Here is an 11,635-nt window from a genome sequence, read left to right as displayed (position 1 = left end):
AATCACGCAACAAATGGCTTTTGTATCGAAATTTTAACCTAAAGCTTGCCCGTTCAGAGTATGCTTATAATAGTACGATAAACGTGATATAGTGAAGACAGGTTCTAAGTCGGCTTATTGGGCTTGTTCAATGGCTTTATTGATGCCACGCACGATTTTGTCATTACGCGCAATATCACGAACCGTCAGATGAGGCACACCCACATACCAACCGGTAGCGGTAATCTGATGGTCAAGGATAAATTGCTTGACAGTCGGGTCTTTAATCCCAGGCCAACCCTCTACATTGCCAAAAATCAAGTCCATGAGTTCTGGAATTTTGGTAGCAAAGTCATTAATGTAGGCGTCCCAATCGCCATCATAGGCGGTACAAAACAGTAGCTTGGTGTCATTGTCTAAAAACACCAACCGCAAATCATGCAAGGTGCCTACATTGGTCGCCCCTGCAAGATTGCCTTTGGTGATTTCTAAAATTCGCTTGATACGAGCTGCCCCATCTTTGGTTAAGGGAGCGATGGCGGTGAGTTCAGACACTTTGCCTGATTTTAAGCCCTTTTCACCGGCACTGGTGACAGAATGGTCATAGCCATCATTAGCGCCCTCTTTGAAGTTTGCCATGAGCATTTGTGCTTTCAATGCCACATCATCTAATAAAGAAAGTTTTTCGTTGTTTTCAGTTGTCATGTTTTATTGCCCTTATAGTTAGTTGATCATTAAGTAAAGTGCTTGATTTAAATTTATTTATCTCATAGTTTTATTATTTAAAATTTAAATCCTTTTTATTATATAAGCCGCAAAAAGCAAAAAGCGTTAAAATAACTTTTATCACCCATAAAATTACAAAACTAAACTATTGATTAAAAAATGACATACTAGAAACCATAAAACCGAAGCATTAATTTAAAAAATTCTCATTACAATTAATAGATTATTTAACTTTTAAATATAAAATCTGTGTAGAAAAATCACTTTTCCTGCTATGTGGGACCTCAAAAAATTTGGGACCTTGGACTTTGATGATTAACTTTAGCAAAGTAGCTTGCTGGTCTAATCTCACCCTATAACTGGCTACCACTTTTAAAAAAAGTGTTTATCAGTTAAAAGGTCTATCAGTTAAAAGATGCTTATCATGGCTAGGGTGGATTCCGCGTACTCTGTCGGATAATAGATATAGATAGGTATAGACGAGACGCAAAACGTGCCTTAGTTAGCACGTTTTATCACAAGCATTTAAGACGCCTTTAATATGTCTTTAAAATAAATTTAAGAGGCAATAGCGTGTTTGGGTATGGCAGTAGCGGGTGTTTTTGGGGTTGCAGTGTCGCTGGTTTGTTGCGGGGGTGCATAGTTGTTAGCGACAATTTCACCGAACGGTCCTGTCAAATTTGGCTTGACCAAGCTGTTTTGGGTGTCAATCGGTAATAATGGGAAAACCAATTCAGCAAACCGATAGGCTTCTTCCAAGTGTGGATAACCTGAGAAAATAAAGTTATCAATGCCCAAATCGGCATACTCTTGAATACGCGCGGCAACGGTTTGTGGGTCGCCCACCAGTGCCGTGCCTGCGCCACCACGCACCAGTCCAATCCCTGCCCATAAGTTGGGCGAAATTTCTAAGTTATCACGGCGACCGCCATGCAAGGCTGCCATACGTTGTTGTCCCACCGAGTCCATTTGGGCAAATTTGGCTTGGGCGGCGGCAATGGTGTCGTCAGTGACATGACTTAATAATTCATCAGCGGCTTGCCAAGCGGCTTCATTGGTTTCACGCACAATCACGTGCAGACGAATCCCATAGCTTAACGTGCGACCTTTGGCAGCGGCTTTGGTTTTAAGCTGCTCAATCTTCCCTTTGACGGCAGCAGGCGGCTCACCCCAGGTCAAATAACTGTCAACCTGTTCGGCAGCCAGTGTTTGCGCCGCCTCAGATGAACCGCCAAACCACAAGGGCGGATATGGCTGTTGTAGAGGGGGATATAGCAATTTGGCATCTTCGACTTGCAAGCGTTCACCGTTAAAGGTAAAGGATTCGCCTGTGTGCGAGCGGGTTAAAATCTCTCGCCAAATCGTGGTGTATTCACTGGCTGTCTGATAACGCGTCGCGTGGTCTTCAAAGATGCCATCGCCTTTAAGCTCTTGTTCGTCGCCGCCTGTGACCAGATTAAGTAGCAATCGACCATTTGATAATCGATCAAAGGTGCCTGTCATACGAGCAGCAAGCGCGGGTGTCGTCACCCCAGGGCGTAATGCCACCAAAAATTTTAAGCGAGTGGTCGCATCAATGAGACTAGCAGCGACCAGCCAAGGGTCTTCACATGAGCGACCTGTCGGAATCAACACGCCTTCATAGCCAAGGTTATCGGCTGCCACGGCAATTTGCTTCATATAAGTATGGTCAACGGTTCTTGCCCCTTTACTCGTGCCTAAATAACGACTGTCGCCATGTGTCGGTATAAACCAAAAAATTTTCATCGTAACCCCTGCTTGTAAGCTCAAAAATTGATTAAGATAACTCGCCTTTTGTCATGGGCGGTTTATCGGTAGCCATAAGCTTAAAGCAAATATCGCGCAATAAAAAATAACAAAAACTGCTTTGGTTAGCACAAAAAATACTTAATAATTTTGCTGCTAACCCTATCAATTTAATCGCTAAAGCAGTGACATAAAAAAAGCTTTACAGTTTTCACCATAAAGCGTTTTATCGTCAAATGAATTGATATCAACATCAGATAAACAAGCCCAAATCTTAAAAATAGCACAGCAAGCGAGACAACAAGCGAATTTGACGCGTATTACATCGGATGTAACAGGCGATAAGTTTTGCCAACTTGCTTATCAGGATTTAGCGTTAGCTGCTAGGTTGTATGGCATCATGCATTGTTGCTTGGGTTAACGTAGGGTTACACAAGGCTAAAAACTGATAGCCAAATCCTCGTAAAAAATGCCCTTGTCGCACCGCGAGCAAGGTGGTATTTTGATGAAATAGCGGCTCGCAATTGAGTAATGTTAACTGGGTGTCTTTATTGGGATTGAACGCCATATCCGCGATAATACCAATGCCCATGCCAAACTCCACATAGGTTTTTATTACATCAGAATCCAACGCCGTCATCACGATATCAGGCTGTAATTCTGCTTTGGCGAACGCTTCATCAATCATCGTTCGCCCGGTATGGCCACTAATGTAAGTGATAATCGGATAATGGGCTATGTCGGCAAGCGTTACCTGTTCAAGCTGGGTTAGCGGATGGTTTGGCGGCACCACAATCGCATGATACCAGTGATAATAAGAAAAAGTCACAAGCTCGCTATAGCTTGACAAGGCTTCGGTAGCAATGCCAATATCCGCTCGTCCATCAAGTAGCATTGCCGCAATTTCTGGCGGTGCGGCTTGTAGCAATCGCAAATGCACTTTAGGAAAAAGCTGTTTAAACGCTTGCACAACGGGCGGCAAAATATAACGAGACTGGGTATGGGTGGCTGCGATGGTCAATTCGCCTTTATCTTGGCTGGTATATTGTTCAGCCAAGGTTTTGATATTGTTGGCATCATGTAGCATCCGCTCTACAATGACCAACAATTCTTTACCCGGCTCGGTCAAACCTAAGAGCCGTTTGCCCTTACGCACAAACAGCCCTACCCCAAGCTCATCTTCTAAGTCTTTGATATGTTTGGATACACCCGATTGTGAGGTAAATAATGCATTGCCCACTTCGGTCAAATTATAGTCACAGCGTACCGTTTCTCGAATAATACGAAGTTGTTGAAAATTCATAGTCTGTTGCCCCAAATAATCCGATAATGAATAAAATTAGTGTAAGCCGAGCAGCCTAGGACAACAAACGCCTATCAAACAAATTAATATTCCAAAATTACATATATCACTCACACAAAAAAACAAAATTAGAATAACCCAAGCAGTTTGTTGCTCGGGTTGTATTTACTCATACTGAGCTGGTGATGTCAGCTAATACGCACTAAGACATGCGCCCTTTAGGAGACGGATGGATGGTTTTTAAGGGATGATTGAGTAGTTTGCGGGTGTAGTCTGGCTTCGGCACTCGATAAATCTGGCACTGCCACAGAGGGTAATATTTCGGCTTGTTCGACTTGTTTATTAATGCCTAACTGCTGATTGGCTTGCGCTGATTTTTCTTTAATGGCTTGGGCGCGTCGGCCTTTGGCGGGTGCCCACTCAAGTATCGGTAACGCGCGCGCCACCGCTAACACAATACGGTCACGCAACTGTTGGCTTGAGACGGTGTATTCTGGGGTAAAGTCTTTATCCGTCGCATACACGCCTATTGGCAATGTTTGGGCTTGGAAAAAACTAAACAATGGGCGAAGTTGGTGCTCTAGAACCAGTGCATGACGATCGCTACCGCCAGAGGCAGCCAATAATACCGGCACATCCACAAGCGCGGTTTGCTCCACAAAGTCAAATAAGTGTTTAAACAATCCGGTAAAAGACGCGCGATACACTGGCGTTCCTACAATCAAGGCGTCCGCCGCCTCAATCGCTGCCAAGTCGTTTTGTACTCGCTCTGGCAGTTGGTTACGATAAATCGCCCCACTGAGTAAAGGCCCGATTTCACTAAGTTTGATAAAATGTACGTTGATGGGCGTGGCTTGTGCCAATTCATCTACAATATTTTGTACCAGACTTTCGGTTTTTGATGGTGTGTTGAGCCCACCCGATACCGCAACGATATTGAGTGGGATAGTTGGATTTGATTGATTAGTGAAATTTTGAGTGATAGACATCTTTATTCCTTAATTTAGTGTAATCAGATAAATCGATGACATTTCGATAAGCCCATTAAACGAAAAATTAAGCCGTTTGTGAAACAACAATATCTGCATTATTTAGCTGATTTTTTGCTATATCAAAGTGGTAAATCTGCAGAGCTACAATTGGCGTTTATCGACCCATTGAGCCAAACTATCGCCTGTGGCTTGCACCAACATCACCAATGTCACCAAAACGACAATGACTGATACCATCATTTGCACATCAAAGCGCTGATAACCATAACGATAGGCAATATCGCCCAAGCCCCCCGCTCCAATTGCCCCAGCAATGGCAGACGAATTAATCATGGTGACAATCGTCACGGTAAACCCGGCAATAATGCCAGGCAATGCTTCGGGCAATAAGACATACCGAATAATCTGTGTACGGTTACAGCCAATCGCTTGTGCCGCTTCTATGAGCCCTGGGTCAACTTCACGCAGACTCACTTCGGCAATTCGAGCAAAAAAAGGGGTTGCGGCTAAGGTTAACGGTACCACGGCTGCCCACACACCATAGCTTGTACCGACAATCATTCGAGTGGCTGGAATAATAGCCACCATCAATATCAAAAAGGGAATAGCACGCACAATGTTCACCGACCAACCCAAACTTAGATTGGTCAAAAATGATGGGGCAATACCTTGCTCGCTTGAATTGACCAATACCAATGCGATCGGTAACCCCAATAAAAACGCTAAAATCGCTGATACGCCAACCATAATCAGCGTATCAATCAACCCCGTCAGTAACAACTCAAGCATAACCGATTAACTCCACATGCAAAATTTGATGACCCAAGCGCTGGGTCAATTGCGCGACATCTAAACCCGTGGTTGCGACGCCAACGACGATATTGCCTACCAAGTAGCCTTGAATGGTATCCACTTGACTTTGATACAAAGAGACGGGCGCTTCAAATTGCGCAAAAATTGCCTTTAAATCAGGGGCAGATTTTCTTGGGGTAACGTATCTTAGGTTGAGCAAAGTATGAGTGGCACTGTGTTTGTCGGTGAGTTTATCCTCACCCAAATCAATGGATGACTGATTATAGCCTAGTAATTCTTGGGTCATGGTGTGCATGGGTGAGGCAAATACTTTCCACACTGGTCCTGTTTCAACGATTTGCCCTTGGTTAATGACAATCACTTGGTCGCAAATATCTCGAATGACTTGCATTTCATGGGTAATGAGCACAATGGTAATGCCAAGTTTTTTATTAATTTGCTTGAGTAACTGCAAAATTAACTGGGTACTTTCTGGGTCTAGTGCTGACGTGGCTTCATCACACAATAAAATTTTGGGTTCATTCACGAGCGCCCGCGCAATGCCCACCCGCTGTTTTTGACCGCCTGATAACTGGGAAGGATACATCAATGCTTTATCACTAAGCCCCACCATCTCTAGCACTTGCGCCACACGTTTATTGATATCAGCCTGACTTACTTTGGCGACTTTTAATGGCAAGGCGACGTTGTCTTGTACCGTTTTACTCGACAGCAGATTAAAATGCTGAAAAATCATACCAATACCTTGTCGCAGCTGTCGTAGCTGTGCTTGGCTAAGTGCTGCCACATTGTTATCATCGATATAAACATGACCATCACTAATCGACTCCAAGCCGTTGATAATGCGTAATAAAGATGATTTACCTGCCCCGCTTTTACCGATAATACCCAGAATTTTGCCTGTTGGCACCTCAAGCGAGATATCTTTTAGTGCATGAATCGCTTGCGCTTGTCCTTGATAAAACTTATTGACCTTGTCGATTCGGATATAGGGAGGTGATGAATGACTGTCATCTTGGGTAATATGAGTAAACGACTGCATAGCATGATCCTTTGTAATTGTTATGGCTAAAACTTGTTAACGCATTACGAGGTCCAACCTGGAAACCAAAGTTTCCCCCCGATTTCTTTGTCAAGCACTTGTTTTACGTTGGGTGACGTTTGATAAATGTGAATAAATTTTTTCAGCTGTTCGGCTCGTTCAGGATTTTTTTGGGCAAAATCATCCCGAGTGACAAATAAAATCGCATAGCGGTTATTGGTGGTATCATCAAAGACTAAAGCTTGATTGGGGTCAATGGTTTTGGCTAAGCGCAAATAATGCGGATAGCTAAACACCAAATCAGCATCATCAACCGCTCTTGCGGTCTGCGGCCCTTCGACTTCAATAAACTGCAATTGTTTTGGATTGCTGCTGATATCGTTTAAGTTAGAGAGAAAATTATTTGGGTCTTTTAGCCCAATTAATTTTGCCTGTTGCAGCAGTAGTAGCGCTCGCCCTTGATTAACAGGGTTGTTTGGCACCATGGCTGATTAAAATCCGTCATGCTAATTCCTTACCGCCAAATGCTTGAATAAGGCATCATGGTAAAGATTTTTTTTCGCAAAGATAACCAAGATATTTTGCTATCTATAGCAAGAAATGTGATGAAGAGAATGTCATTTGATTGATTATGTGAGCATAAAAAAAGCCCATTAATTTTTTAATGGGCTTTTGCTAAATAAAGGGTGCCAAAGAGTGCCAAAAGGTATCAGTGGCTTGTCATTTGCCGATGGGGAGACTCAATGCACCGCTAAAATCTTATCAAGAACAATTTGCTCAAGTGGCGCAGTTTTAGTCATGTTATTACGGGGATGTGGCAATAAGATTGGCAAGTCTAGTCCAATTTTGCCTCGTTCAATTAAAATCACCCTGTCAGCAGTAATGACCGCTTCACTGACATCATGGGTCACTAAAATCACCGTAAATCGATGTTCTTGCCATAATTTGACCAATAGTTGCTGCATATCAAGACGGGTTAACGCATCTAGCGCCCCCAATGGCTCATCAAGTAGCAACAGCTGGGGACGATGAATAATCGCTCTGGCCAAAGCCACTCGCTGCTTTTGCCCCCCTGACAATGCCGATGGCCAATCATCAGCTCGCTCTGCCAAGCCGACTTCCGCTAACGCTTTCAACGCTTGCGCTTTCCAATCTGGCATTTTTAGCCCAAGCCCCACATTTTCCAGTACCGTTTTCCAAGGCAATAATCGGTCATCTTGGAACATCAGCCGCGTGGATTGTCGCCATGCCTGAGGCGACATTGCTTGATTGGCAATTGACATGGCGGTCAACTCCCCACTACTCGCCGTTTCTAACTGAGCAAGTAAACGTAGCAACGTTGATTTACCACAGCCACTGTGCCCGACAATAGCGATAAAATCACCACTTTGAATGTGCAAATCTAGGTTTTTAATGACTTCTCGATTGTCAAATTTTTTGACCACATTGGTTAAGCTTAAAGCCAATCCTGTTGAGGTTTTTAATGGCGTTCTGGATGGCGCTGACAATGGTGCTGACAATTGCGTTGACATCAGTGTGCTCCTTGTTGGTAAGCGGGGTGCCATTTGAGCCAAACAAACTCAAGCTTTTTGGCAATAAAATCGGCTAGAAATCCTAATAGTGCATAAACCAAGATTGAAAACATGATGATATCAATCTGAAAAAATTCGCGAGCGTGCATGGCTAAATACCCAATGCCTGTGGTGGCCGAAATGGTTTCCGCCACAATCAGCGTCAGCCACATAATGCCCAATGAAAAACGCACCCCAACCAAAATACTCGGCAATGCCCCAGGTAAAATCACTTCTTTAAACAATGCCCAGCCCGTTAAATCATAGCTTTTTGCCATCTCAACCAGATGTTTATCCACATTACGGACGCCATGATAGGTATTCAAATAAATCGGAAAAAATGTGCCAACTGCCACCAAAAAAACCTTTGCCGCTTCATCAATCCCAAACCACACGATGACCAAGGGAATTAATGCCAAATGTGGAATGTTTCTCAGCATTTGAAAGGTGGTATCCAATAAGGTGCGAAATACAGGCAAAGTGCTGGTCAATAGCCCAAACCCCAACCCAAACAACCCGCCAATCAACAACCCAGCAAACGCTCGCAGCGCACTAATGCCTAGATGCTGCCAAAGCTCACCACTTTTTATGAGTTCATAGCCCGCTTGAAGAACGGCACTGGGTGACGAAATATTTTTAAGGTAAGCCTCAGGCAGTAATTGATAACTTGCTACCAGTTGCCAACCCGCCAACATAAGTAATGGCAACCACCAACCCCCTGTACGCGCAAATAGGGTTTTAACAACCTTGCGGGTTGACAATGTCTTGACTGGCGCATTCACCCTTATCGGTTTCGTCGGTAGCGGCTTTGATGCCGCGACCACTGAATTATCCGCAACAAAACTTGACGTTTTCATAAACAATCTCTCAATGCAAATTTATCTTTATTAAGCTAACTGTTAAAAGCCTAACTGTCGGCTGTATCGCTTCAACGTAGTAAGTGCAAGCTAGCGTCATAAAGGTTACCTACCCTTTTTTACTAGCCATATTTTTACTAGCAATAGGGTTTACTTGGGTGGATACCAGACAATATCTTTTACCTGTATTTGTTTTGGCAGCAATTTATTTTTATAAAAAGTATCCGCTTCTTGCTGCTGCGCTTGAATGATGTCATCGGTGATATAGTTGACACCGTAATTTCTTGATTTCACCGAGGCTAACGCCACGTCAGGTTTTAGATTGGTGACTTTTTGGATCATTTTGCTAAAAGTTACCGGGTCAGCGGTAATCGCTTTATCCGCTTCATCAATGGCTTTGACAATGTCTTTAACCACATCGGGGTGTTTTTGAGCAAAATCCGTTGATGCCAAATAAAACGATGTATTATTGGGCTTAAGACCTGTAGCATCGGTCAAAACTCGCGCTTTTAGCTCAATTTTGGCACTCGACAGATAAGGCTCCCAAACGGTCCAAGCATCCAGTTTCCCCGATTCAAAGGCAGCACGGGCATCAGATGGCTGTAAATACTTGACATCTATGTCAGCAAAACTCAATTTGTCACGTTCCAATGCTTTTAGTAACGTATAGTTAGCACTAGAGCCTTTAGTCACCGCCACAGCTTTACCTTTTAATTCAGCCACTGACTTTAAGGTTGAATTGGCGGGGACAATGACGGCTTCAGACTGTGGTGAAGGTTTTTCATAGGCAACATACACCAGATTACTACCCGCGGCTTGGGCAAAAATGGGTGGGGTGTCCCCTGTGGTGCCAAAGTCAATATTGTTGGTATTTAGCGCTTCTAGCATCGGCGGTCCCGATTGAAACTGCACCCAATTGACTTTGATGCCGGATTTTTCGAGCGACTTTTCAAGCAGCTTACTTTCCCGCAGATACACCAACGCTCCTGAACTTTGTAATCCGATACGCACTTCTTCAAGTGGTTTTGAATCACCGCTCTTAGCGTCATTGGTCTGTGCTTCATTGGTGGTTGCCGCATTGGCAGATTTGGTGGTATTTTGCTGGCAACCTGCTAATAGCAAGCTAATACTAAACCCCGAAATAAGTAGAGCAGAAACTTTTCTCATTACAATACCTTATACAATATTTAGGACAATTTGTCCTTATCCTCAAAATTTTTCATTTTTTCGATATGAAATGCTATAAAGCCCTATCAAGTATCATCGAATGGTGACATTATTCCACAAAATAATAACAAAGCTTAATAATTATAATTGATAAGAATATAGAGAAATTTTCTAACCGCTCTACAATGCGGATACTTTAGCTTGCGGATATATAAAGGAAGCGTGGATAAATTAACTGCAGTTATCCGTAGAGCTAGCTATTATCCGTAGAAAAAAAGGTTAGTTTAACTCGCAGCAAATTTGGTATGCTTTAAGATTGGATTGAAGGTTATATTGAAGATGGAATTGAAGGAAGATAGGATTGAAGGGTGTTGGGTATTATTCAGTTTCAACTCATACCTGCTTGCAGTTTGTGAGGTTGGCTTTCACTGGATTATTATTGAAAAGATTATAAACAAATTTTTGCAAGCAACAAGGCTGCATAACAATAGCAGCCTTGCCCTTGTGAGTCATTCAGTTAAATTCAGTCAGTCGGTTACATTCAAATAGAAGCCGCTGTAAAATGCTGATGCAGATGGGTTTTATTTTCTAAATCATCGGCAATGGCAATCGCTAAATCCGCCACACTGATACCTGCAGGTATATCGCCGTTCATCAACAGGTGGTTGTCACCTAAACGATACTCTCCTGTACGCTCTTCACTATAACCAGCGGTTACACCAAGCATGGCAGGCGGAGAAATAAACGCCCAATTCACATCACGACGGTCTGTTAACGCTTGGATTAAATGGCGTGCTGCATTGGCACCGTCAAAGATTTCTTTAGGAAAATCTGGTGTATCAATCAACTGTTTATTGTCAGCAACATACAAACTACCAGCACCGCCGATAATCAGCAGATAAGGTACTTTTGCCTGTTTACCCCCTTCAATAATCGCCTGAGAACCTTGTGTAAATTCTTCACCAATATTGGGGTTAGTCCATCCGGGGTTATATGCACTCACAACGGCATCAAACCCTTGTAATTTTTGTGGAAAATCCGCACTCATCACGTCAGCTTGTACAGCGGTGACATTGTCTTGGGGTTCGACTTTATCAATATGGCGGGCAAACGCAGTAACTTGATGTCCACGTTGTGCTAATTCTTTGACAACCGCTTTCCCAACATACCCTGTGGCTCCTATGACGGCAATTTTTTGTGGGTTCATTTTTGTTCCTTTATTTGACTGAGTTAAGATTAAGCTATTATAAAACGCTTATTCACAAACGATTAGTCTATAATAAGCTAAAATATTATTAGCTAAAAGGCAATAATAGAGAACCTATCATGAATCAATCTGACTTTGGGCAATTACTGATTTTTCATATAGTTAAAACCGAATTATACCAAGCAACTTTCAACACAATCCTTAAGCGTAT

The 11,635-nt window shown here is 43.0% G+C and carries 10 protein-coding genes and 1 pseudogene; all 11 read right to left on the bottom strand.

Annotated features, from left to right (window positions below):
- Window positions 1-114: 114 nt before the first annotated feature.
- Entirely contained in the window at window positions 115-684 is a 570-nt protein-coding gene (locus tag RT084_RS04295; RefSeq protein ID WP_065253417.1) for a hypothetical protein, read from the bottom strand.
- Window positions 685-1,263: 579 nt separating this feature from the next.
- Window positions 1,264-2,472, bottom strand: a complete 1,209-nt coding sequence (gene ssuD / locus RT084_RS04290; RefSeq protein ID WP_284034756.1) for an FMNH2-dependent alkanesulfonate monooxygenase — start codon at window positions 2,470-2,472, stop codon at window positions 1,264-1,266.
- Window positions 2,473-2,848: 376 nt separating this feature from the next.
- Window positions 2,849-3,775: a CysB family HTH-type transcriptional regulator gene (locus RT084_RS04285; RefSeq protein ID WP_062332006.1), complete on the bottom strand. Its 927-nt coding sequence runs from the start codon at window positions 3,773-3,775 to the stop codon at window positions 2,849-2,851.
- A 218-nt stretch (window positions 3,776-3,993) separates the two neighbouring features.
- Window positions 3,994-4,764 (bottom strand): FMN reductase, encoded by a 771-nt coding sequence (gene msuE / locus RT084_RS04280; protein WP_312385213.1) that lies wholly within the window; start codon window positions 4,762-4,764, stop codon window positions 3,994-3,996.
- A gap of 144 nt (window positions 4,765-4,908) precedes the next feature.
- Complete coding sequence (locus RT084_RS04275; RefSeq protein WP_007117073.1) at window positions 4,909-5,556, bottom strand: methionine ABC transporter permease; 648 nt, start codon at window positions 5,554-5,556, stop codon at window positions 4,909-4,911.
- Window positions 5,549-6,622 carry a methionine ABC transporter ATP-binding protein gene (locus RT084_RS04270; protein ID WP_282841422.1) on the bottom strand — a complete coding sequence of 358 codons (1,074 nt, stop codon included), beginning with the start codon at window positions 6,620-6,622 and terminating at the stop codon, window positions 5,549-5,551. The genes RT084_RS04275 and RT084_RS04270 overlap by 8 nt, the downstream gene beginning before the upstream one ends.
- 44 nt (window positions 6,623-6,666) lie before the next feature.
- A pseudogene (locus tag RT084_RS04265) lies at window positions 6,667-7,107 on the bottom strand (MetQ/NlpA family ABC transporter substrate-binding protein); the annotation flags it as partial.
- A 255-nt stretch (window positions 7,108-7,362) separates the two neighbouring features.
- Window positions 7,363-8,154 (bottom strand): ATP-binding cassette domain-containing protein, encoded by a 792-nt coding sequence (locus tag RT084_RS04260; RefSeq protein WP_312385216.1) that lies wholly within the window; start codon window positions 8,152-8,154, stop codon window positions 7,363-7,365.
- On the bottom strand, window positions 8,154-9,050 hold the full coding sequence (locus RT084_RS04255) for an ABC transporter permease subunit (RefSeq protein WP_257619666.1): 897 nt from the start codon (window positions 9,048-9,050) through the stop codon (window positions 8,154-8,156). The genes RT084_RS04260 and RT084_RS04255 overlap by 1 nt, the downstream gene beginning before the upstream one ends.
- A 150-nt stretch (window positions 9,051-9,200) precedes the next feature.
- The gene (locus RT084_RS04250) at window positions 9,201-10,217 is read right to left on the bottom strand and encodes an aliphatic sulfonate ABC transporter substrate-binding protein (RefSeq protein ID WP_219331698.1); all 1,017 of its coding nucleotides are present in this window, start codon (window positions 10,215-10,217) and stop codon (window positions 9,201-9,203) included.
- A gap of 541 nt (window positions 10,218-10,758) precedes the next feature.
- Entirely contained in the window at window positions 10,759-11,424 is a 666-nt protein-coding gene (locus tag RT084_RS04245) for an NAD(P)-dependent oxidoreductase (RefSeq protein WP_203172306.1), read from the bottom strand.
- Window positions 11,425-11,635 lie beyond the last annotated feature (211 nt).

The organism is Moraxella sp. CTOTU48717 (assembly GCF_032057165.1).
GTDB classification, from domain to species: domain Bacteria; phylum Pseudomonadota; class Gammaproteobacteria; order Pseudomonadales; family Moraxellaceae; genus Faucicola; species Faucicola tetraodonis.
Note: the sequence above shows the minus strand (reverse complement) of the source record. Positions and strands in the feature narration are given on the sequence as shown.

Excerpts from the sequence above, each read along its gene's own strand:
- RT084_RS04295 (WP_065253417.1), bottom strand. The coding sequence starts at position 684 with ATGACAACTGAAAACAACGAAAAACTTTCTTTATTAGATGATGTGGCA.
- ssuD (WP_284034756.1), bottom strand. The coding sequence starts at position 2,472 with ATGAAAATTTTTTGGTTTATACCGACACATGGCGACAGTCGTTATTTA.
- RT084_RS04285 (WP_062332006.1), bottom strand. The coding sequence starts at position 3,775 with ATGAATTTTCAACAACTTCGTATTATTCGAGAAACGGTACGCTGTGAC.
- msuE (WP_312385213.1), bottom strand. The coding sequence starts at position 4,764 with ATGTCTATCACTCAAAATTTCACTAATCAATCAAATCCAACTATCCCA.
- RT084_RS04275 (WP_007117073.1), bottom strand. The coding sequence starts at position 5,556 with ATGCTTGAGTTGTTACTGACGGGGTTGATTGATACGCTGATTATGGTT.
- RT084_RS04270 (WP_282841422.1), bottom strand. The coding sequence starts at position 6,622 with ATGCAGTCGTTTACTCATATTACCCAAGATGACAGTCATTCATCACCT.
- RT084_RS04260 (WP_312385216.1), bottom strand. The coding sequence starts at position 8,154 with ATGTCAACGCAATTGTCAGCACCATTGTCAGCGCCATCCAGAACGCCA.
- RT084_RS04255 (WP_257619666.1), bottom strand. The coding sequence starts at position 9,050 with ATGAAAACGTCAAGTTTTGTTGCGGATAATTCAGTGGTCGCGGCATCA.
- RT084_RS04250 (WP_219331698.1), bottom strand. The coding sequence starts at position 10,217 with ATGAGAAAAGTTTCTGCTCTACTTATTTCGGGGTTTAGTATTAGCTTG.
- RT084_RS04245 (WP_203172306.1), bottom strand. The coding sequence starts at position 11,424 with ATGAACCCACAAAAAATTGCCGTCATAGGAGCCACAGGGTATGTTGGG.